General features: G+C 64.2%; 21 protein-coding genes and 1 tRNA gene. 8 read left to right on the plus strand and 14 right to left on the minus strand.

Annotated features, from left to right (window positions below; genetic code table 11):
* Positions 1–21: 21 nt before the first annotated feature.
* The 3 genes from ACLQ6X_RS14240 to ACLQ6X_RS14250 all read right to left on the minus strand — a co-directional run bounded on the left by ACLQ6X_RS14240 (position 22) and on the right by ACLQ6X_RS14250 (position 2,982).
* Positions 22–732, minus strand: coding sequence for a GAF domain-containing protein (locus ACLQ6X_RS14240; protein ID WP_411700816.1), 711 nt, complete (start codon positions 730–732; stop codon positions 22–24).
* A 75-nt stretch (positions 733–807) separates the two neighbouring features.
* Positions 808–1,659, minus strand: coding sequence for an undecaprenyl-diphosphate phosphatase (locus ACLQ6X_RS14245; protein WP_411700817.1), 852 nt, complete (start codon positions 1,657–1,659; stop codon positions 808–810).
* Between the two features lie 18 nt (positions 1,660–1,677).
* Positions 1,678–2,982: a M20/M25/M40 family metallo-hydrolase gene (locus tag ACLQ6X_RS14250; protein WP_411700818.1), complete on the minus strand. Its 1,305-nt coding sequence runs from the start codon at positions 2,980–2,982 to the stop codon at positions 1,678–1,680.
* A 132-nt stretch (positions 2,983–3,114) separates the two neighbouring features.
* Between ACLQ6X_RS14250 and ACLQ6X_RS14255 the strand changes: the two genes are divergently transcribed.
* Positions 3,115–3,198 (plus strand) — tRNA-Leu (locus ACLQ6X_RS14255).
* Positions 3,199–3,317: 119 nt separating this feature from the next.
* On the opposite strand, the gene ACLQ6X_RS14260 is transcribed toward ACLQ6X_RS14255, so the two are convergent.
* Positions 3,318–5,672 (minus strand): arylsulfatase, encoded by a 2,355-nt coding sequence (locus tag ACLQ6X_RS14260; protein WP_411700819.1) that lies wholly within the window; start codon positions 5,670–5,672, stop codon positions 3,318–3,320.
* Between the two features lie 291 nt (positions 5,673–5,963).
* Between ACLQ6X_RS14260 and ACLQ6X_RS14265 the strand changes: the two genes are divergently transcribed.
* The gene (locus ACLQ6X_RS14265) at positions 5,964–7,586 is read left to right on the plus strand and encodes a SulP family inorganic anion transporter (RefSeq protein ID WP_411700820.1); all 1,623 of its coding nucleotides are present in this window, start codon (positions 5,964–5,966) and stop codon (positions 7,584–7,586) included.
* A 2-nt stretch (positions 7,587–7,588) separates the two neighbouring features.
* Complete coding sequence (locus ACLQ6X_RS14270; protein WP_411700883.1) at positions 7,589–8,473, plus strand: formylglycine-generating enzyme family protein; 885 nt, start codon at positions 7,589–7,591, stop codon at positions 8,471–8,473.
* A 10-nt stretch (positions 8,474–8,483) separates the two neighbouring features.
* Here ACLQ6X_RS14270 and ACLQ6X_RS14275 read toward each other — a convergent pair whose 3' ends face one another.
* The 9 genes from ACLQ6X_RS14275 to ACLQ6X_RS14315 all read right to left on the minus strand — a co-directional run bounded on the left by ACLQ6X_RS14275 (position 8,484) and on the right by ACLQ6X_RS14315 (position 15,099).
* On the minus strand, positions 8,484–9,452 hold the full coding sequence (locus tag ACLQ6X_RS14275) for an alpha/beta hydrolase (protein WP_411700821.1): 969 nt from the start codon (positions 9,450–9,452) through the stop codon (positions 8,484–8,486).
* A 26-nt stretch (positions 9,453–9,478) separates the two neighbouring features.
* Positions 9,479–9,967, minus strand: coding sequence for a DUF1269 domain-containing protein (locus ACLQ6X_RS14280; protein WP_411700822.1), 489 nt, complete (start codon positions 9,965–9,967; stop codon positions 9,479–9,481).
* A 32-nt stretch (positions 9,968–9,999) separates the two neighbouring features.
* Positions 10,000–10,323, minus strand: a complete 324-nt coding sequence (locus ACLQ6X_RS14285) for an SHOCT domain-containing protein (protein WP_411700823.1) — start codon at positions 10,321–10,323, stop codon at positions 10,000–10,002.
* A 10-nt stretch (positions 10,324–10,333) separates the two neighbouring features.
* Positions 10,334–10,765 carry a DUF6325 family protein gene (locus tag ACLQ6X_RS14290; RefSeq protein ID WP_411700824.1) on the minus strand — a complete coding sequence of 144 codons (432 nt, stop codon included), beginning with the start codon at positions 10,763–10,765 and terminating at the stop codon, positions 10,334–10,336.
* Between the two features lie 38 nt (positions 10,766–10,803).
* Complete coding sequence (locus ACLQ6X_RS14295) at positions 10,804–11,475, minus strand: GAP family protein (protein ID WP_411700825.1); 672 nt, start codon at positions 11,473–11,475, stop codon at positions 10,804–10,806.
* A 9-nt stretch (positions 11,476–11,484) separates the two neighbouring features.
* Positions 11,485–13,221 (minus strand): SulP family inorganic anion transporter, encoded by a 1,737-nt coding sequence (locus ACLQ6X_RS14300; RefSeq protein ID WP_411700826.1) that lies wholly within the window; start codon positions 13,219–13,221, stop codon positions 11,485–11,487.
* A gap of 66 nt (positions 13,222–13,287) precedes the next feature.
* Positions 13,288–14,148, minus strand: coding sequence for a mechanosensitive ion channel family protein (locus tag ACLQ6X_RS14305; RefSeq protein ID WP_411700827.1), 861 nt, complete (start codon positions 14,146–14,148; stop codon positions 13,288–13,290).
* A complete protein-coding gene (locus ACLQ6X_RS14310; RefSeq protein WP_411700828.1) occupies positions 14,148–14,864 on the minus strand; it encodes a GAP family protein in 717 nt (238 codons plus the stop codon). The genes ACLQ6X_RS14305 and ACLQ6X_RS14310 overlap by 1 nt, the downstream gene beginning before the upstream one ends.
* A 25-nt stretch (positions 14,865–14,889) precedes the next feature.
* Entirely contained in the window at positions 14,890–15,099 is a 210-nt protein-coding gene (locus tag ACLQ6X_RS14315) for a hypothetical protein (protein WP_411700829.1), read from the minus strand.
* A gap of 260 nt (positions 15,100–15,359) precedes the next feature.
* Between ACLQ6X_RS14315 and ACLQ6X_RS14320 the strand changes: the two genes are divergently transcribed.
* The 5 genes from ACLQ6X_RS14320 to ACLQ6X_RS14340 all read left to right on the plus strand — a co-directional run bounded on the left by ACLQ6X_RS14320 (position 15,360) and on the right by ACLQ6X_RS14340 (position 20,761).
* A complete protein-coding gene (locus ACLQ6X_RS14320; RefSeq protein ID WP_411700830.1) occupies positions 15,360–15,854 on the plus strand; it encodes a DUF1269 domain-containing protein in 495 nt (164 codons plus the stop codon).
* 3 nt (positions 15,855–15,857) lie between these two features.
* Positions 15,858–17,054, plus strand: coding sequence for an AI-2E family transporter (locus ACLQ6X_RS14325; protein WP_411700831.1), 1,197 nt, complete (start codon positions 15,858–15,860; stop codon positions 17,052–17,054).
* Positions 17,054–17,392 carry a hypothetical protein gene (locus ACLQ6X_RS14330; RefSeq protein WP_411700884.1) on the plus strand — a complete coding sequence of 113 codons (339 nt, stop codon included), beginning with the start codon at positions 17,054–17,056 and terminating at the stop codon, positions 17,390–17,392. The genes ACLQ6X_RS14325 and ACLQ6X_RS14330 overlap by 1 nt, the downstream gene beginning before the upstream one ends.
* Positions 17,393–17,401: 9 nt before the next feature.
* Positions 17,402–18,067: a GAP family protein gene (locus tag ACLQ6X_RS14335; RefSeq protein ID WP_411700832.1), complete on the plus strand. Its 666-nt coding sequence runs from the start codon at positions 17,402–17,404 to the stop codon at positions 18,065–18,067.
* A gap of 207 nt (positions 18,068–18,274) precedes the next feature.
* Positions 18,275–20,761 carry a LuxR C-terminal-related transcriptional regulator gene (locus ACLQ6X_RS14340; protein ID WP_411700833.1) on the plus strand — a complete coding sequence of 829 codons (2,487 nt, stop codon included), beginning with the start codon at positions 18,275–18,277 and terminating at the stop codon, positions 20,759–20,761.
* Here ACLQ6X_RS14340 and ACLQ6X_RS14345 read toward each other — a convergent pair.
* Entirely contained in the window at positions 20,754–21,761 is a 1,008-nt protein-coding gene (locus ACLQ6X_RS14345) for an AI-2E family transporter (protein WP_411700834.1), read from the minus strand. The two genes, ACLQ6X_RS14340 and ACLQ6X_RS14345, sit on opposite strands and share 8 nt — an antisense overlap.
* Between the last annotated feature and the right edge of the window lie 71 nt (positions 21,762–21,832).

The following is a 21,832-nucleotide window of genomic DNA, read 5'->3' on the forward strand; positions in this document are numbered from 1 at the left end:
GATATCTGTCTTACCGAGCGATCACCCTGTGCCCTCGATCGTGAAATCGAGTCGGCGTTCGATCACGTCGTTCGCGACCTCGGCGACGGGTCGGCCGCTCGAGAAGGCGTGTGCCCGCAACAGCAGTGCCGCGTCGGCGGCCGAGATGCCGAGCTGCGCGAGCACCATGCCCGTAGCCTGATGCACCTCGCGGCGGTTGTTGAGGCTCTGCTCCTCGAGGTCTTCGGCCGGCCGGTCGGCGAGGATGCGCCGGAGTACCTGCCACGCGGCGAGAGACGCGAGGTGCGTGGCATCCGTCACCTCGTCCTTTTTCAGCGGTGTCGTCGACGACGAATAGAGGTCGATCGCGCCGATGTCGAGCGACCCGACCACTAGGGGGAAGGCGTAGACGGCTCGCACGCCGGCACCCAGCGCGTCGTCGAACAAGGCGTCGGTGAACAGGGGCCACGTGCGGTGACCCGTCTCGGCGAAGTCGGGGCTGAGCACGGGAAGCCTCGACGACAGGGCGTCCCAGCAGGGGCCCTCGCCGAGATCGAACTGCAGCTCGTCGAGGCGCGCGGCAACACTGTCGCTCGCGCACATCGTCGACTGGCCAGCCGTTCCGGCGAGCACCGAGACGGACGCGCCGGCCACCGGAAACACATCGACGAACGGGGCGCAGAGGCTGCCGTTGCGCTCGTGGGCCGACAGGAGATCGCGTTGTGCTTTTTTGAAAGCATGTCGTGTCGGCATGATGCCTTACCCCCATCGGTCGCGGGGTCAAGGCGATTCAACGAATGTTGCGTGGACCCCAGCGTACCGCTCGGTCTAGGTCGCCTGCAGGATTCCCGTGGAAAGAAGAATAATGAGGGCGACGCCGAGCACCACCCGGTAGACCACGAACGGCAGGAAACTGTGCGTCGAGATATACCTCATCAGGAACGCGATCACGACGTAGCCGACCACGAAGGCGATGGCCGTCGCTACCGCCGTCTCGGCGTAGCCGTAGGCGCCCTCCGGCTCGCCGAAGCTGTGCTGCAGCTCGTACAGCCCGCTGCCGAAGACGGCGGGAATAGCGAGCAAGAACGAGAAGCGGGCGGCGGCGGGGCGCTCGTAGCCGAGGGCGAGACCGGCCGTCGTCGTGGCACCGGAGCGGGAGACGCCCGGGATGAGGGCCAGCATCTGAGCGAATCCGATGGCGATTCCGTGGCCGAAGCTCAGCTCGGTGAGCGGGCGGTTCTTCTTGCCCAGCCAATCGGCTAGGCCGAGGATGATGCCGAAGACGATCAGCACGATGGCCACGATCCAGAGCGAGCGGAACGTCGAGCGAATCGCATCCTGCGCGAAGTACCCGAGCAGCACGATGGGAACGGTGCCGATGATGATGAGCCAGCCGAGGCGCACGTCGGGATCGTTCTTGGCGACGCGGTGCGAGTTCGATCCGCCGCCGTTGCCGAACGACCGGAACCACCGCCCGATGATGCGCGTGATGTCTTTCCAGAAGTAGATGATCACCGCCGCCTCGGTACCGAGCTGTGTGATCGCGGTGAAGGTGGCGCCCGGGTCGGTGTGCGAGGGCAGGAACTCGCCCACGATGCGCAGGTGCGCGCTCGACGAGATCGGGAGGAATTCGGTGAGGCCCTGGACCAGGCCGAGGATGATCGCCTCGATGAAACTCATTGGTTGGTGCTCCGCAAATTAGTAGCTGGACAGCAGGTCCGCGAGAACCCGCCTGCCAAAGACTAATGCGTCGAGCGGAACCCGCTCGTCGACACCGTGGAACATGCCCGGAAAGTCGAGGCCGGCCGGCAGTTTGAGCGGCGCGAAGCCGTAGCCGGTGATTCCGAGCAGGCTGAGTGCCTTGTTGTCGGTGCCCCCGCTGAGCAGGTAGGGCAGCACGGGGACGTCAGGATCGTGTTTGCCGAGCGAGGTGACCATGGCCTCGACGAGGGCGCCCTGGAACGGGTTCTCGAGCCCGATGTCGCGGTGCATCACGACGATCTCGATGTCGGGGCCGACGAGTCGCTGCACCTCGGCGATGACGTCGTCCTCCTCGCCGGCTAGTGTGCGGATGTCGATGAGCGCCTCGGCTGAGTCGGGGATGACGTTGTGCTTGTAGCCGGCTTTCAGCAGCGTGGGGTTGGTGGTGGTGCGCAGCGTGCCCTGGATGAACCCGCCCGCCGAACCGGTCGCGAGCACGATCTCCTCGGGCGTGACCCGCTGCGGGTCGACACCGAGGATGCGGGCGAGTTCACCCACGAGCTGCTCGGTGGTGTCGGTGAGGTGCACGGGCCACTCGCGCCGACCGACCTTGGCGACGGCCTCGGCGAGCTTCGTCACGGCGTTGTCGTGCATGACCCGACTGCCGTGCGAGGCGGTGCCCCGCGCGATGAGCTTGATCCAGACGAGCGCCTTCTCGCCGGTCTGCAACAGGTAGGCGCGCTGCTCGTTGATGGTGACGGAGTAGCCGCCGACCTCGCTGATGGCTTCGGTCGCCCCGGCGAAGAGCTGCGGATGCTGCGTGACGAGGTGATGGGAACCCCGCACTCCCCCGGCCTCCTCGTCGGCGAAGAAGGCGATGACGAGGTCGCGCTTCGGCTGCGCGCCGGAACCCAGGATGTCTTGCAGCGCCGTGACGATCATGGCGTCCATGTTCTTCATGTCGACGGCGCCGCGGCCCCAGAGCATGCCGTCTTGGATTACGCCGCCGAACGGGTCGACGCTCCAGTTGTCGGGATCGGCGGGAACCACGTCGGTGTGGCCGTGCACGACGAGAGCGGGAAGGCTGGGGTCGGACCCCTTCACCCGGGCGACGACGCTCGTTCGACCCGGGTCGGAATCGACGTACGTGGTCGTCAACCCGAGATCCTCGAGCAGCGAACCGAGATACTCGGCGGCGTCCGTTTCGCCGTTGGAGACGCCTTCGCCGTAGTTCGAGGTGTCGAACCGAATGAGTTGCTGGGCAATTGCTGCGGTTGCTTCGAGCTCTGGTTCGGTTGTCATGCGTCCACGCTACCCGTCGGATCGGGCGTGTCGGGTGCTCGTGGCCCCACGTGACAAAAGCACCTCTCAGAGCATGCTATTCTCGTTTCTCGGCGGTCAACGCGGTGTAGAAACTGCAGAGGCTGGCCATGCGCGCGGATGGCGGAATTGGTAGACGCGCTAGCTTGAGGTGCTAGTGCCCGTAAGGGCGTGGGGGTTCAAGTCCCCCTTCGCGCACGCAGAGTCGTTTCGTACGAGATGACGCAGGAAAGGCCCGTCAGACAGCAATGTCTGACGGGCCTTTTTCGTTTCCTCTTCCTTTTCCGTGGGTCTGGAGTGTCCAGACGCGGACTTCGCTATTGGTGGCGCATAGCGGCCTGAAGCCACTCCTCCGGATCTACCATGTGGCTGTGATCATCGAGTCCGAGATCTACCTGAGCCCAGTTGATGGTGCCGGTGAAGACTCCGTGTGATGAGACGTACCCCTCGTATGCTGGCATTCCAGAGTCGATGCCGACATCGAGACCTTCGTCGAAGGAGAAGTACATGGGGTGGGTGCGCACGACATCGGCGCTACCGCTCTCGGCTCCATCGATGTACAGGGTCGCCCTTCCGCCACGACCGATCCCGCCGCCCGCGTAGGCGAACTCGACACGAACCTGATGCTCCCCGCGGCCGATAGGTCTGTCCGAGATAACCGTGCTGCGGATGAGCCCGCAGTAGTTGTAGTGGAATCCGATATTGCCGGCTGCGGCAAAGAAGGACCACCCTCCTGTGCGCCCGCCTTGCGCGAGGATCGCGCCATCGGCGCTCCCGTCGTCTGGGAGTATCAACTCGGCCGATGCCGACCACGATCTGTTCTTGACGTTGATCGCGACGTTCTCGTTCAACCGGGTCATGCCCGGGTATAGCCGCAGGGTGTCGCCTTTGACGAGGGTGGGACGACCGGCAAACTCGGGGTTCATTCGTTGAGCGGCGCGATCGTCGAGGGGTATCACGTTGTATCGCGTCGCCTCGATGAGGAAGAGCTGCTGCAGCTCGGCGAGTTTCCCGGGATTCTCCTTGGAGAGGTCGCGAGACTGGGTCCAGTCGGTCGTCGTGTCGTACAGCTCCCACACGTCGTCGGAGAAGTCGGGAGCGGCGCTCACGACGTCCCAGGGCGTACGGTGGCGGGTTTGGGCGGTCCAGCCGCGGTGGTAGATGCCGCGGTTCCCCATGATCTCGAAGTACTGGGTGTGGTGGCGTTCGTCCGCTTGTTTTTCGTTGAAGCTGTAGGCCATCGATACCCCGTGCATCGGCACCTGAGTGACGCCGTTGACCGTGTGTGGTTGGGCGAGACCGGCGAGTTCGAGAATGGTCGGCGCGATGTCGATCACATGGTGCCACTGGTCGCGCACCTCCCCTTTGGCCGCGATGGAGGCGGGCCAGTGAACGATGGTGCCGTTGCGGGTTCCGCCGTAGTGGCTGGCGACCTGTTTGGTCCATTGGTACGGCGTGCACATAGCGTGGGCCCAGCCCACCGCGTAGTGGTTATAGGCCTCTGGCCCTCCGATCTTGTCGATGTTCGCCTTCCAATAGTCCAGGTCTTCGTACTCGGCGCCGCCGTTTGCTGCCGTTGTCAGCGTGAATGCGCCATTGAGTCCACCCTCGGCCGATGCACCGTTGTCACCGATGATGTAGAGAACGAGGGTATCGTCGAGGATTCCCAACTTTTCCACCGCATCGACGACTCGACCGGTATGGAAATCGGCGTATTCGAGGAACGCCGCGTACACCTCCATCTGATGCGCGAGAATCGGTTTTCGCGCGTCCTCGACCCCGTCCCACGCCGGGATGCCTTCGGAACGTCCGGTGAGCACCGCGTCCTGCGGAACTACGCCGAGTGCCTTCTGGTGCTCGAAGGTCTGCTCGCGAAGAGCGTCCCAGCCCTGGTCGTACTGCCCTTTGTGCTTCGCGATCCATTCCTCCGGGACGTGGTGGGGTGCGTGCGTCGCTCCGGGGGCGAAGTAGATGAAGAAGGGCTTGTCGGGCGTCAGGGCTTTCTGCTGGTTGATGTAGTCGATCGTTTTGTCCGCGAGGTCTGGCATCAGATGATAGTCGGGGTCGTCTGGCGGCGCGATCATGGTGACGCCGTCGATGAGGGCGGGCTGCCACTGGTTTGTCTCGCCGCCGATGAAGCCGTAGAACTTTTCGAAGCCGCTAAAGGCGGGCCAGTGGTCGAATGGCCCGGTCGGACCGCTTTCCCACACCGGTACCTCGTGGCATTTGCCGAACTGTGCGGTGTTGTAGCCAGCCTGTCGAAGGATCTCCGGCAGCGGGACGCACGAATTCGGCCGGGTGGAGTTGTAGCCGGGCGCCGGTGTCGCCGTCTCTGTGATCTGACCCATACCCACCTGATGGTGGTTGCGTCCCGACAACATCGCCGCCCTTGTCGGGGAGCAGATGGCCGTTGTGTGGAATCGGCTGTACCGCAGACCCGCGTCCGCCAGTCTCTCTGCCGTGGGCATGGCCACCGGCCCGCCGAATGCGCTCGAGGCTCCAAACCCCACGTCGTCCAGCATGACCAGCAGCACGTTGGGTGCCTTCTTCGGCGGTCGCTTCAGTTCGATCGGAGAAAGCTTCTCCTCCATCTTCTTGGCATCCATCACCATGGGTCCGGTGAAGACCTGATCGGGGAGGGGAAGCACTTGCCCTGGCAGCAGTTCTGACACGTTGGATCCTTCGACTCGTCGCACACCGATACGCGAGCGACATCGGACGTTCGCGCCTGTTCCCCTCCACTGTCACAGTCCGGAGGGTCGGACCACCCACCTCAACTGGGTGGTCTTGCCTATTGGCCAGGGGCCTTTCGCGGTCTCGGAGCGGGCTCACCCGATCTGGACGAGGTGCCTCCCGATACGGGGTCCCGTCCTGCGGCCGTTGCTAGTTTGGCGTCACGATAATGCGCCTCACCCGGATCGAGACTGTGCCGGCCGGTGCAGACGAGGCAGACGGAAGATACCGTGACGGAAAAGCTCGGGGGCACACGGGGCTTCGCTCTCGCGCCCACGTTGCGGTCGTACGATCGCGCGTGGATTCGACATGACGTGCTCGCCGGGGCGACCGCGGGCGCCGTCGTCATCCCGCAGGCGATGGCCTACGCCACTATCGCGAACCTGCCCGTGCAGGCCGGGCTCTATACCTGCATCGTGCCGATGCTGGTCTACGCCCTGCTCGGCGGTTCCCGCGCGATGAGCGTGTCGACCACGTCGACGATCGCGACCCTGACCGCAACCACGCTCGTCGCCGCGGGCGTAGTGGCCCAGTCCGACAGGATTCCCGCCGACCTGATCACCCTCACGCTCCTCGTTGGCGTCATTCTCCTCGGGGCCCGGCTGCTCAGGCTCGGATCGCTCGTCGAGATCATCAACCGGCCGACGCTGATCGGCATCCAGATCGGTGTCGGTGCCACCGTGGCGGTGGGGCAACTGCCCAAGCTTCTCGGAGAAGATGACCAGCCGACCGGGCAGGGTTTCATCCGATCGCTGATCGCGGTCGTGGACGCGATTCCGCGTGCGAACCCCGCCACGATTCTCTTGGCGGTCGTCTCGATCGCCGCGCTGTTTCTAGCGAAGAGATTCGCCCGCGGGGTACCTGCCCCGCTCGTCGTCGTCGCCGTGGGCATTCTCATCTCGGCTCTCGGCGTGGCCGATGCCGCCGACATCGGCCTCATCCCGCCTGTCGGCCAAGGTCTGCCATTGCCGGCCCTTCCCTCGTTCGAGAACGTCCCCGCTCTCGTTCCCGGAGCTTTTGCGATCGCGGTGATGGCGTTCCTCGAGTCGACGGCGGTGGCTCGAGGCATCCGGGAACCCGGCGAACAAGCAATCGACAGCAATCAGGAACTACTCGCCACCTCGGCGGCAAACCTCGCCGGTTCGTTCTTTCAAGCCCTCCCCGCGGCAGGCGGCTTCTCTCAGAGCGCGGTCAATAAGAACGCGGGCGCACGATCGCAACTCGCGACTCTCGTGACGGTGGCGCTCGCCGTTCTGGTCGGGCTGTTCCTTGCCCCGGTGCTCTCGCTGCTTCCCCAGGCCACCCTGGCCGCGCTCGTCTTTGTGGCCGTGTTCGGTCTGATCGACATCAAGGCCCTCACCCGGCTCTGGCGCATTCGCAAAACGGATTTCTGGATCGCGGTCGTCGTAATGGCGGTCGGCTTGACGGCCGGACTGCTCACCGCCGTGGCGACCGGGGTGGTCGTCACACTCGTGATGGTGCTGCGCGCCCTCAACCAACCGCGCATCCGCGTCGAAGAGACCGATGGAGTTCTGGTGATAACACTGCTCGCGCCGCTCTATACGGCGAACGTACTCGGCACGCAGCAGGCCGTGCTCGCCGCCGTCGGCGATCATCCGGAAACAGAGAGAGTGGTCGTCGACATGACGAGAATCGAGGAGACCTCGGTGACGGTCCTCGACGCGCTCGCCGACCTCGACCGTGAGCTCGCAGGCACGGGCCACTCGCTGCATCTGGCGGGGCTCCCGGATGCGGCGTCCCGCACGGCGGACGGAACGAGCTGGTACCGCGGTCTCCGGGCGCAGGGCAGAACTCACGCGGGAATTGACGAGGCGATCGGAAAGAGCTCATGAACATGGTCCGCCTCCCCGAGGGCTCGTATCGGATGGGCTCGGTCGCGTTCTACGCCGACGAGGGGCCGGTGCACGAGCGGCGCGTGCCGGCGTTCGAAATCGACGAGCATCCGGTGACCAACGAGCAGTTCGCCGAGTTTGTCGAAGCCACCGGCTACACGACGGTGGCCGAGGAGCCCCTCGATGCCGCTCTGTTTCCCGAGCTGACCGCCGATGAGCGTGCACCCGGCGCAATGGTCTTTACCCCCACCTCCGGCCCCGTCGACCTACGGGACTGGCGACAGTGGTGGTCGTGGGTGCAGGGAGCTCGATGGGCCGAGCCGTTCGGACCGGGCAGCACCATCGACGACATACTCGACCACCCGGTGGTTCAGGTGGCGTATCGCGATGCCTCCGCCTACGCGGCGTGGGCCGGCAAGCGGCTACCCACCGAAGCGGAGTGGGAATATGCCGCACGAGGTGGACTCGACGGCGCGAACTTCGCCTGGGGAGACGAGCACGATTCGCCCGCCGACCTGCGGGCCAACCACTGGCAGGGTCGGTTCCCGTACCTCAACACGGGCGCGGCCGGATGGGTCGGTACCAGCCCGGTCGGCACATTCCCGCCGAATGGTTTTGGTCTGTACGACATGACCGGAAATACTTGGGAGTGGACCGAGTCCCCCTACGCGCCCCGCCATATTCTGCCGGGCGCACCTCCTCCCCCACCTCTGGGCGGTCGACTCAACCTCCTTGCCGAACCGGAACCGACGTCGCCGATGCGAGTACTTAAGGGCGGGTCGCATCTGTGCGCGCCCGAGTACTGCCTCCGCTACCGTCCGTCGGCGCGATCTCCCCAGTCCGACGACACCGCGATGACCCACATTGGATTCCGCTGCGCCAGATAGCCGCGGCGATTCACAGATAGCCGCGAAGCCATCTCACCGTCTGCCTTCCCGCCTCGGCGCGCACGTCGGGTTTCGACAGCGACACGTCGTGCAGCGCGTTCTCGATCCGGACCACGGTGACCGTTCGTCCGAGCATGAGCGAACGCTGCGCGACCACCTCGACGTCGAGCGCCGTGTCAGTGTGAAGCATGTCCGCGGTCCAGCGGGGGGAGAGGGTGCTTCGAGTCGACAGCAGCGTGAGTACGGGAGCGTCAATGTGCAGCCCCATCGCGACGCGGGCGTGGCCCGTCAGGACCGCCGAGAGCCAGCCCGGGTGCACCGGGAACCCACGCTCCGGGCGCCATTCGAAGTCATAGTCCCATTCACCGTCGAAGCGGCTCGAGACGCTGCGCGTGTAGAAGCCGAGGTCGACCGCGGGCAGCGTGAATAACGGCTGATATCGAGCTTCCCAGGCGAGAGCGGGCGCTATCGCTTCTCTCACCAACTGCCGCCCTTGAAATTCGAGCCACGGACTGTTGAGCACGAGCGCCGCAACCCGACCCGGGTTGCGGGCAACCCACAGAGCTAGCACGAGTCCCCCGGTCGAGTGACCGACGAGAATGAGCGGCTGCTCATCCCCGATCACCGCGATAGCAGCCTCGATCTCCTCGTCGTAGGCGGCGAGGTCGGAGACGTAGCCGGGAGTCTGTCCGGGGCGGAGGCTGCGCCCGTACCGTCGGAGGTCGAGCGCGTGGAAGCGTGCGCCGTTGTCGTGCCAGAACTGCGCCACGTGACGCTGGAAAAAGTAGTCCGACCAGCCGTGCACGTAGAGAACGTTCGTGTTGCGAGCGACCCCGCGCCCCACGTGCATCCGGGGCGGGGGCGAAAATCGCACGAGCGTGGCGACGACGGGTCCGTCGGGATCCGGCCGCAGCTCGAGGGTGGCGCTCTCGAAGTGGTTTCCGAGCACGTCTGCCTGCCAGGCGGGTCGAACAGTCATGAGATCACACGCGGATCGGCGCCGGATCAGGTATCGAACTCGGCGCGCAGATTCGCTTCGTCGTCGCGGGAGAGGTTGGTCTCTATCAGGTCGCCCCCAAAGCCCTCGAAGGCGTTCGCCACGCGATCAACAACGGCATGGGTGGACAGCACGAACACGGCCGACGTTCCCGGAACGACCTCGGCGCGGATCCTCGCGATGACGTGATCGTCGATGCCGACGTTTCTCAGCGATCCGACGAGGGCGCCGGCGCTCGCGCCCAACGCGGCGCCTGCTATGGGAGCCACGAACAGAAACCCGAGAAACAGGCCGAGCGCGCCGCCGACCGCGCCGCCAGCGCTGACGGTGCTGTTGTATTGCCGCGTGCTCGGTTTTTCCGCCGCCGTCGGCCAACTCACGGCCGCGACATCCTCTAGCTCTATGAACTTTTCCTTTTGCAGGTCGACGAGTATCTGTGCTGCCTCTTCGGCCTTCTCGGCCTCGTCGAACTTCCAGACAGTGAGCGTGTTGTTCATCGTTTCTCGATTCTGTGGTCGGCGCCGAGCAGCTACGAGAGCAGCTTCGTCTTGGCGACAGCGAACTCGCCGTCGGACAGCACACCCTGGGAATGCAGTGCCGCCAGTCTCTCGAGTTCGCCGGTCAGGTCCGGTGCTGCGGCCGCAGAGTTCTGCACCGCGGCGTTTGCGGCAGCGTCGATCTGGGCCTGCTGTTGTTGAGCCGCGTACTGCTCTTGCTCGGCCTGTTCGTTGGCCCGGTCGCGCTGGTGGCGTGCCATTCCGCCGCTCACTGCGCCCGCGGTTCCGGCGACAACCGCGGTGCGTGCGGCGAGCCCGAGCAGTCCGGGGCGGCCGAATCGTCTGAAGAGAGGCATGAGGTGTTCCTTAGCTTTCGGTTTCTAGGGCGGCAAGGGCCGCATTGACGACGGGGGCCGGGATCCGGTCGGAGTGCACGACGAATCCGCCGGCGGCAGTAAGACGAGTGGCGAGCTTCTTAGCCCAGAGCAGTTCGACGACGAGCAGAGCTGCCGAGGTTCCCGGGGGAAGGTCGTCTGCGAGTTCCTGGATGTCTTCGTCGGAGGCGAGGCCGGTCGCCTCGAGCTCGATGGTGCCGAACCCGTACTCGTCTGTCGCGTCTTCGATGTCGACGGACGTGACAGTGCCGTCGGAGCCCTTGGACACGAAGACCAGATCGAGCAGATTGATGGTTTCTGACTCGATGAGTTCGGTTATCGCCTCGAGGATGCCGCCGGACGGCTTGTCGCTATCGAAGGCGATGAGGAGGAACTCGACGGGTCCGTAGGTGAATTCGGTCATGACTTCTTCCTTCTTGATGGTTACTGCGGGCGGGAACGTTAGAAGCTGCCGATGCCTTTTCCGATCGAGGCGACGCCAATCGCCAGCAGCAGGATGCTCATCACGGTGGAATTGTTCTGGACGAGCCATACTCGGAGCGCCTCTAGAGGGGCTCGCATCCGGTCGGACGCGGCCAAGTAGGCGAGAACCGGCACGAGCACCGTGGACACGGCGAGCAGCACGAAGATGGCCACTGTCGCAACCGTCTCGCCGGTGGTGAGTGCGGCGGGCCCGATCACGACCCCCGCCGAAATCGCCATGACCAGGTTTTTCGGGTTCAAGGCGGACAGAAGAAATCCGAGCACCAAGGCCTTCGCCGGCGTCATCGTGTCGATGGCCGACATCCACTTGGGAAGAGCCGCTGTCTCGCCGTGTGCCGGGCGTGACCGCCACTGCTTGGCCGCGAGCAAGAGCAGCACGGCGCCGAGGATAATCTTTATGACGCCCACGACCGGTTTCGCCTCGTCGGGATCCTCAGCAGGGATGAGCGACGAAACGACGGTGAAGACCGTTGTTGCGAGCGCCACTCCGATGACCCATCCGGCGAGGAAGCCGAGGCTCGTTCCCTTTGCTTTTGGGGAGAGCAACATGAGGATGGCGGCGATAACCGGTATCGGGCTGACCGCGATTCCCAGCGCAAGCGGGAGGATGTCGCCAATAGCGGGGCCCATGATCTCGCCTTACTTGTCGTTTGAAGCCGGAAGGTCGGTGCGCAGAGGTGGGGCCTCGGTAGACCCCAGAGCGGCGATTGCGGCTCGGTTCGTTCCGAATACCGTCACGTCGCCCATGAGGTCGAAGTGTCGGAGCTTCTGTTCCAGGTCGGGGCGGACGCGGCTGAGGTGAACAGCGACATGGTGTTCCCCCAGCCACGTGACCACCGCGGCAAAGCTCTCCGCCCCGGTGACATCGATGTCGGTCACCGCCTCGAGATCGAGCACGACGTCGGTCACCGGCACGGACGACGGGGCCCTCACCGCCTTGCGAACCGCGTCTTCGAACACCTGGGCGTTGGCGAAGAACAGTGGAGCCGCAAACCGCAACACGACCAAGCCGGGCACTGTGGCGGTGAACTTCGTGTCGGCGGGCAAGAGCGAATGCGCGGGCGAGTCCGCCACCGTGAGCACGTCGATCGCGGGGTTGGCGGCCCTTCGGGCGAGGTTCACGAGGGCGAGAACAAAGGCGACGACGATGCCGGCGATCGGTCCGAGCAGCACTGCCCCGAGGAAGCACACGGCCCCGATGACAAACTCGAACTTCGCCCGCTTCCACAGCGAGATGAACTCCCGCACACCGAGCAGAGGCAGAATGGCGACCGCGACCACGGCCCCGATGGCGGGTGACGGGATGTCCTCGAGGAGCGCGGTTCCGAAAATGACGAGCAGCAGCGTGCCGACGGCTACGACGAGGGTGGGCAACTGGGTGCGGGAGCCGACCTGATCCATCGCAGCGGTGCGCGAGGTGGAAGAGCCGAGTGTGAACCCACCGCTCACGCCGGCGGCAACGTTTGAGGCACCGAACGCCATCAGATCCCGGTTCGGGCTCGTGCGATAGCCGTTCTTCTCCCCGTAGCTGCGGGCGACGAGAAGACCCTCGGCCATGGTGACCATCGCGAGCGCTATCGCCGACGGAATGAGCTGCAACCAGGAGACCCACGGGATGACCGGCCAGCTAAACGCGGGCGGTCCGGATTCGACCGGTCCGAGAACAGAAACGCCACGCTCGGTGAGACCCCACACCACCACGGCAACGGTAGAGACGACCAACACGACCAGGGCCCACGGCACCGCGCGGGCAAAGCGCCGTCCGGCCACGAGGATAACGACGGCGCTGATCGAAATGACGACGGACCAGCCGTTGACCGTGTTCAGGCCGGTGATCAACCCGACCAGCTTCTCGACGAACTCGGCACCGCTGTCGATCTTCACGCCCAGCATCTTCGCTGTCTGGCTGACGAGTATGTCGAGGGCCAGACCGCCCACGAACCCGATGAGGATCGGCTTGGATAAAAAGGTGGCGAGAAAGCCGAGTTTGAATACCGCACAGAGAGCGAAGACGACGCCGGCGATGATTGCCTGGGCGAACGCCAGCACCAGGTAGCTTTCGCTCCCGGCAACCGCCAATCCGCCCAGCGACGATGCGACCAGCGCAGAAGCGGCGGCGTCTGGTGCGGCGACCACCTGTCTCGACGACACAATCAGGGCGTACACGACGGCCGGAACGATGAGGGAGTAGAGCCCCGCGGTTGGCGGCAGTCCGGCAATCTGCGCGTATCCGATATTCAGCGGCACTGCTATGGCCAGCAATGTCACACCCGCGAAGGTTTCGCGGGGTGCGTTCCGCAGCGTCAGCCCGGGGAGCACTCTCATCGGACCGCCCTCCTCGACGATGTCGCCCTGCACACGGCTGATTCCCACCATCGCTGTATCTCAGCTGTCGCCACAGCGACCTCAAACAATCTCACCCAGTTAGAACGAGCGCGCATGTCAGAACCTGTCGGGCGGAGTGACCGGGGCGGCCGGGAGATCCGACCGAACCGTGGCGGACATGTGGGCGCCTCGCGCTGCGCGGCTGACAGCCTCGACCACGTTCGATGACACGGTCGCGGTGTTTGCGGGATGATGCCAGAAATCAACGACGAAGGTCACCCGTTCGGGTGAAACCGCGATCGTGTGAATCCGCGTGGACTCGCGCTTGTGAACCCCCTCCGCCTCCTGAGCCGCGTTCTGGAAGAACGGCACGAGCTGCTCGAGCCGATCGTCGTCGCCGGTTTCGACCCGAATCTGGATTTCGGAGCGGCGGGCCCCCGCTTCCGAATGGTTGACAACCGGGCTCTGCAGCAGCTGATTGTTGGGCACGTGCACTGTTCGGCCGTCCGACGTGCGGATGACGACGGCGCGGCCGTTCAATTCCCGTACCGAACCGACATACGAGCCAACTTCTATTTCGTCACCGACTTTCACGGGGCGGCGCGTCTGCAGCACCACCCCGGCGGCGAAATTGTCCGCTATACCGCGAAGCGCGAGGAAGACGACCACCGCAACGATGATGGCCGCGGTCAGCAGTGGTTGTAGCGACGCACCTAAGAAGCTCAGGGCGATTCCCACGGACAACAGGATGACCCCGTATTTCACCAAGCGGGCGATGAGTGCTGCCACTTCGGTCGAGATCCCCTGCCACCTGCTTAACAGGGCAACAGTCGCTCGCTTGACAAAGATTGATCCGATCCAGCCGAGCAAAACGATGGCGATCGCCACCGCGACATCCCAACCGCTCACGGTTGCGCTGGCGAGCACGCCCTCCACCGCATCGAGCGGGTCCGTTACTGCGGGCGAGATTCTGCGCATCAGATCAATCCGGTGATGCCCTTGTGAAGCTGAACCACGGCGATGAAGACGAGTAACGCCGCGTTGAGTTGCGTCGTGTGTGCTGCTATCCAGCGACGAAGGCGCTCGAGGGTGGGGGCGGCGCGATCGCCCTTGGCCAGCGTGACGAGTACGGGAACCGCAATCGGAGCGATGGCGAGCGCTACGAAGGCCACGGTGACTATGACCGATTGCGCAGTGGTCGTCGACGCCAACCGGATGTCGAGGGCCGCGAGGATCGCGCACGACAGGTCGACGGGGTTGAGGGCGAAGATGCCGAACCCGAGTATCGCGGACCGCGCGGGGGTGAAGGTGTCCACCGCCCGCAACCAGCCCGGCAGCTGCGGTGCAGCTTGCACGACTTCCTCGGGCGACACGGCCTGAGCCATTTCGACGACGCGACTGCGACCCCGCCGATAGATAAATAGCGCCCCCGCCAGGAGCGTGGCTCCCAGAACGATGCGGACGATAGAGACCCACTGCGGCGGTTCGCCGCGTTCGCTCACACCAACCAGTTCGAAAACAAGAAAACTCAGGCCGAGAGTCACCACAACGGCGGCCGCCCAGCCGAGCAGGAACGCGATTCCATTCCGCCTCGCCTGAGCCGAAAGGAGTACGGCCACCAGTGCCATGATCGCGAGCGGACTCATGACGATCCCGAGTGACAGCGGGATCAGTGCCAGTACGAGATCGAGCACCCGAGTCCTCCCTTCGCGAAGCCCATTACGAGTGCATCGGTTCTTGTCGAACTTCTGTGATCTCCAACCCCATGTCGCCCAGTCGTGCAATAAGCCCGTGCAGCTCTGACTGGTCGCGCAAGTCTCCGATCAGAAGCGTGATGTCCGTGGCGATCTGAACCGCTTTCATCTCGGGAAAGGCGTCTTGAAGGGTCTGGGATGCCGCGTACGGAAGACGTATCTCATACGTGGTCACGACGGGATCCTCCTCAGTTCGGCAGTGACCCGATTATGACGTTCATTGGGAACGCGATTTTCACCCCGCCGAGGTGAATAGCGGTGGCGCGTCCTCGACCGACTTTCCGACCCGGGCGCGTTCGGCCCGTGCCTCCACACGCCGGTCGCGGCGAGTGACTTGCAAACTCGCCCACACCGGGTGGGTGCGGGATGAACGGGCGCGACGACCATGTGAGAGCGGAGTTTTCGCCACACCATTCCATATGAAGGAGATTCACAATGGCAGACCTCATTGTCATCAGTTTCGATACCGAGTCGGAGGCTGAAGGCGCCTACAACCAGGTTTTACAGCTCCAAGAGGACCTCGTCGTCGAACTCGCCGGGTTGGCCCTCGTCAAGGTCGACGGCGAAGGTAAAACCCACGTCGAGACCCCCGGGCCGGTCGGCAAAATCGGGCTTGGCACGGCCAGCGGCGCACTCTTCGGAACGCTTCTCGGCATCCTGTTTTTCATTCCGATCTTCGGCCTGGTCGTCGGTGGTCTGTTCGGCGGACTCTTCGCCGGCCTCGACAAGACCGGGGTGAACGCAGAATTCCGTGAGCGCGTGCGATCGACGGTATCTGCCGGTAAATCAGCGATCGTGCTGTACGCAACGAAGCTCACCGAGGATAAGTTCTCGGCCGCTCTGGCACCGTACAACGGCACAGTCGTGCAGACCTCGTTGTCGGCCGACGACGAGCATGCTCTGGCGCACGACCTCACCGCGAGCAAGTAGACGGTGTCCTGGTTCGGCAGGCGTACTCGAGGATCGGCCACTCCCCCGGCAGATGCGATCCCGCTTGTCGAACCAGGCGCATCCACCACGCGGTACCCGCGCGGCGCGCTCATCCTCGCGGGTCTCGGCGGAGCGACCCTCACCGCTCTCGGTCTATGGGCTCTCCAGTCTTTCTTCGCCCCGTTTTTTCTCGCGCTCGTGCTGACTATCTGCGTGCACCCGCTTCGCGCTCGACTGGAACGCGAGGGTGTCACACGCAGCTTGGCGACCGGCTCGGTGATCGCGGCCGTGTTTCTGCTCCTCGCGGCGTTTGTGACCGCGCTCGTTGTGGCCTTCGCCCAGTTCGCAAACTTGCTGCCACAGTTCGCCCCGCAAATTCGAGAAATCGGACAGGCGGTCTCGGACGCGCTGACTCGGGTTGGATTCGACCAGGACCAGGCGCAATCCATAGTGACCAGCCTCGATCCGGGGCGCATCATGAGTTTCCTCTCCGGCCTGCTTGGGAGCGTCACCACTATCGCTGTGGGGCTCATAGTCGTGCTCACCACGCTGATCCTCATGGCGGTCGATGCGAGTTTCCTTACGACCGTCTTGCGGGAGCTCGCTCCGGCTCGGCCGGGCATGGTCGCGGCGCTTGAGACATTCGCGTCGGGCGTGCGCAAGTACATGATTGCGACGACCGGGTTGGGCGTCGCGCAGGGGGCACTGAACTGGGTGGCCCTGCTCGTGCTCCAGGTTCCCGGGGCCTTCCTATGGGGGCTTCTCGCATTTCTTTGCAGCTTTATTCCCAATATCGGCTATTTCATCGCGATCGTTCCGCCGCTGGTATTCGGATACTTTGTCGGGGGTTGGCCGACCGTTGTAGCCGTGGTGGTCGTCTACGGTGTGGTGAACGCCGTCGTCCAGTCGCTCATACAACCGAGGATCGTGGGTAACGCCGTCGCGCTGAGTCAGACGATCACGTTCGTTTCTGTCCTATTTTGGGCCACCGTCATCGGCCCCATCGGCGCGATTCTGGCAATCCCCCTCACGTTGCTCGTGCGCGCGATTCTCGTCGATTCCGACCCGGAGACGCGATGGTGGCGACCCGTGCTCGGCGATCTCGCCGAGACCAAAATCCATATGAAAAACGACGACGAGGCCGCGAAGAGCAAGCGGCGCTCTACAACCGACGCACACGATGAGAGACGGCAGGGGTGATGAAGAACGGGCAAGACGCTTTGGCGCGGCGCAGCGGATGGTGGGGCGCGTTCGCCGGATTGATCATCGCTGTGCTCATTGCCTATCCGCTATCGGTGACTTTTGCACTAGCAACGCACCCCGCCTCGCAGCGGCTGTTGGGCGGTCCGCTCGATGACCCCTCACGCGCCGGCTACGCGGCGTTCTGGTGGCTGCTGACCCTCCTCATCGCAGCCCTGCCCTTCGTGGTGGGTTTCGGCATCGCGAAACTCTCGACCAAGGGCCTCCGTATCCTGGCGTCGATCGTGGCGATATTTGTGATCGCGATCGTGGTCCTCGGCCAGCTCTTCGTGTTCTAGGAGCGGCGTGTGTTCGAAGCGATCGGCACGCTCCTCCCCCTCGCGCTGGCGGTCGCGTTGAGTTCCGTCCCGATCACTGCCACGACGTTCATCCTTCTCTCTGCGAATCGCGATCGCACATCTCTGCCCTTCCTCGCCGGCTGGATTCTCGGGATCTTCGGCGTCGCCTTTGGTTTTGCCCTCGGGTTCAGCGCTCTGCCGCAGGTCGCGGGGCCGCGGGAACAACCGATTATCGGCATCATCGAGATCGTTATCGGCGTGGCCCTTATCGGGTACGCGGTGAGCGCGTGGCGTCGAGTCGCGAGTCGCGGCCCGCGCCCGACGCCCAAATGGTTGACCGCGGTTGGCCGACTGGGACCGGTCGAGGCGTTCGGGCTTGCCGTCGGGATGAACTTTCGCCCGAAAGCGCTGCTATTGAGCGCGGCCGTCGGAGTTGGGCTGAACGGAGCGACTGTCGGTTTCCTCGGGTCGATCCTGAGCCTCGCGATCTACACGCTGATCGGTGCTTCCACGGTGATCGTGCCGGTGGTCTTCACCTACGTTTCGCCGGCAAGAGCTGAGCTCGCGTTGGTGCGTGTCCGCGGCTGGTTTTCGGTCAATAGTGCCATCGTGACGGTGATCGTCGTCGCGATGACCGGAGTCGTGATCGCGGGAAACGGCCTGACCAGGCTCTGAGCTTTTCACCCGATACGGGCTAGTTTCCGGTCTTAAGTGAGGAAAGCTGGCCTGACGGGGTTTCACCTACTAGCCTCCGACGTGAGGGGTGGCAGTGCCCCTCGTTCTGGGGAGGAAGCTCGCCATATGCCAAGCATGTCGATTGACCAGCAGGGATCAGTATTCATAGCTCCTCGCCCTTCCGAAGCGCTCCTGCGGAGGAAGCGATTGGGATCTGTTCTCGATGCCGCCGGTCAGGCCGAGCTGATCACCGTGTGGGCCACAGCGGGTGCCGGCAAGACCACCCTTCTCTCGTCGTGGGCTGATGATCTCCGTCATCGGGGCGAGGCTGTGGCCTGGCTGAACATGTCGGGCACGCGCTCGGACGATAAGTCGCTGGAGGCCCTCGTCGAGCAGGCCTTCGCGGATGTCCCGGACGGGGCGGGCCAGAGGGCGATCTTCATCGACGACGCTCATCTGGTGAGCGGCCACGGCGACCGGTTGTGGCTCTCGCAGCTTGCGAGCGATCCGGCACCCGGTGTGCGGGCGATAGTTGCCGGACGTTACCAGCCGGTCCCGATGCCTCAGCTGCCGAACGGGCATCGATTGATCGAACTGCGGTCGGGGGACCTAGCGTTCACCGCGTCGGAAGCAGCTTCGTTTTTCGACCAACGCGGAATCCGGTTGTCATCCGGTCAACTCCGAAAAATTCTCGAGCGCACAGACGGTTGGGCCGTGGCGCTGGCGATGATGGCCGATCGGCTGGAGAGCACCGCGGACGTCGACACATTCATCGACGAATTTTCTGCCGACCACCGCAGTGTGGCCGACTACCTCGTGACCGAGGTTATGGCCCGGCAACCCGATGCGCGCAAGCGGTTCTTGATGCAAACCAGCGTGGTCGATCAGCTATCCGTTCCGCTCGCGGTTCACCTCACGGGCCGGTCGAACGCGGGAGAGCTGCTGGAGGAGTTGGAGCAGGAGAACACGCTCGTGCGAAAAGACGACGGACCGTCGCCGACATTTCACTATCACGCGCTTCTCCGAAGCCATCTTCAGGCGCAATTGCTGCGCCATGACTATGCGGATGCCACGGAAATGCACAGGTCTGCCGCGGAGTGGTTCACAACCCACGGCAGGCCCGATCTCGCTTTGGAGCAGGCGCTCTGCACTGACGATCCCACCGCTGTTTCCCAAATCCTTGAGATGTCTGGAACGAACCTCGTTTTCGCCGGGAAGACGGCGCTCGTGCGTCGAGCATTGCGCGCTGCAGAACAAGCTGGCGCGAGCTCCGCGACGACGGATGTTCTGGAAGTTATGCTCGCGGCTCCCAACTTCTTCGACCGGCTGGCGGCAAACCACCATCTAGCGCTCGCCAACGAGCGCAAGTCGACCCTGCCGCCCCATCTGCACACCATCTACGCCGCACTCGTGGCGATGCGTGTTTCAGGGGCCAAGAACATCGACGTCGCGCTCGCGCAGCTCGATCTCGCCGAGTCAGCGATGGACTTCTCGCCCGCGGACCCGTTGACGGACGAGGCCGCGCTCGACGCGAAGATTTTCGCCGAAGCGGCGAGAGGGTGCGCAGAGCTGGAAAGGGGCAACGGAGCAAACGCCTCGCTTCTCTTGCAGGCGGCAGCTCAGAGCGCGGGAATGGACCAGCGACCGTGGCTCGCTCTGCTCTTGCTCGACATGGCGGCTAAGTCAGCGGCAAGCGCTGGTAGGTGGCCGGAGGTATCCGCCGTCGAATCGCTCATGACGTCGACCGTGCGGCAGATCGGGAAACCGGGAGACCTCGTGTCGGCCCTGGCACAGGTGACGGTCGCTGCGGCGAACTACGCCAGTTGTGAAGAGGTGTCGCCGGCGCGCCTCTCCGAGGTCGTCGACGCCGGCGAGCGGACGCTTGATGCGGGTCTAATCGTGCCCGGTCGAGTTCTCGCGACCCTTATGGCGGTCGATGGAAATCCGAATCCTCGTTCTGCCTTCGACAACCTCGACCGGATCCTGCAGGGAGCCGCTCAACTCCATCCGCGCATGCTGGCAACGAGCGCCTACCGATACGTCGATCTGACATTCCGATTCCGGGGCAAACAACGAGCTCGCGAGGTCGTGCGCCTCGTGGGCTCGGTGCTCGGCGTCGACAGCACCGACTACAGACTGGTTACCGCGCTGCTTCAGGGCGGTACGTCGCACGAAAGCACCGAATCGCTCGAGCTGGAATCGGCTCTCGAAAACGGTGCTCGCGTCTGGTATCCCTCGAACCTCGTGCTCGGCTGGCTGACTCTCGGCCACTGGGCAGAAGCGAGCGGACGCTCCGCTGTTGCCGACGCGCGCCTCCACCGAGCACTGGAGCTTGCCGAGCAGATGCAGTCGCGTCGCCCCTTCATGGCATCCGCCGGAATGGGGGCTCGGCTCATCGAGCAGCGGCTGGGCCGGCTGGGCACGCACGAGGTCTTCGCTCAGACCGTAACGGCGGCGTACGCCCGCATCTACCCCGTCTGTCTGAGTCGGGCCAGCGACGCAGCGATTCTCACGCGCAAGGAGCACGAGATCCTGCGTGAACTCCCCCACCACCAAAGCATTTCCGACATCGCGGGCAAGCAACAGTTAAGCGCGAACACCATCAAGACGCACCTCCGCTCCATCTATCAGAAGTTCGGTGTGAGCGGACGTTCGGAAGCTGTGAACTATGCGATGCAGGCGGGGCTCATCTAGCCGTATCGCGGCGGTCCCCGGTGATCCAGGACCACCACTCGGCGCTCCGGCTCCCGCGCCGAATCAGCGACGCCCTCGCGGTCAGGGTGAGCGGCACTGCAAGAATCGCGCCAGGGGGGCCGATCACTATGGTCCAAAAAATCACAGATCCGAACGCTAGCGTCTGCGAGAGACGCACGGCCTCGCCCACGAACCGCGGCTGAATAAACGTCTGAAGCACGACGTTGATGAGACAGTACGTCGTGAAGACGATAAGGGCGGTCACCCACCCGCCGGATAGAAAAGCGAACGTGACCGCGGGTATCAACCCGAGCACGAAGCCGATATTGGGGATGAAGTTCGTGACGAACGCGAGGATACCCCAGACGAGCGCGCCCGGTACGTTGAGAATGAGAAGCAGAACCGTGTCGAGCGTGGCGACGATCGCCCCGAAGACCGAACTGACGGCGAAATAGCGCCGCACGGCGGCGGTCAGGCCGACGAGCGTATCCAGCTGCGATCTCCTCACTTCGGCGAAGTGAGCGCGGATATCGTTAAAACGTGCGGAGTCCACGCTGAGGAAGAAGATGTACACCACCACGAGCGCCAAAGCCGTGGCCTGACTCACCAGGTAGGCGACTAGCGACTCAGCCGCCGCGAGCATGACTTCGGGCTGCAACCAGTCGCCGGCGCTCTCGGCGCCTCGCCGAGTAAGACCCATCGCTCGTGAAAATTCGACTACGGCCACGGAAGCCGAATCGAGAGCAGCGGAGAACTGCGGAAGCAGCCGCACGAACTGCGCTGCGGCGGCGAATATGAGCGCCGCTATACCCAGCAGAATTGCGTACGCGACTGCCATCAGAGCTGCGGTGGCGACCCATCGACTTCCCGTCTTCCGCCGCACTAGGGCGCGAACAGGAAAAGCGATCACCACGATCACAGCGGCCATCAGAATCGGCGCAAAAAAGTCGCGTCCCCAGGCGAGCCCCACGACCAGCACGACAGCGGCGGCGGCGTTCACGAGCCAGCTCCCCCGGACACGGGAGGAGTCCGACCCTTCACGACCCCCGTTTTCTGCCGCCATGGCCTCAG

Origin of the sequence: Conyzicola sp. (assembly GCF_046714715.1) — a bacterium.
GTDB lineage: Bacteria > Actinomycetota > Actinomycetes > Actinomycetales > Microbacteriaceae > Conyzicola.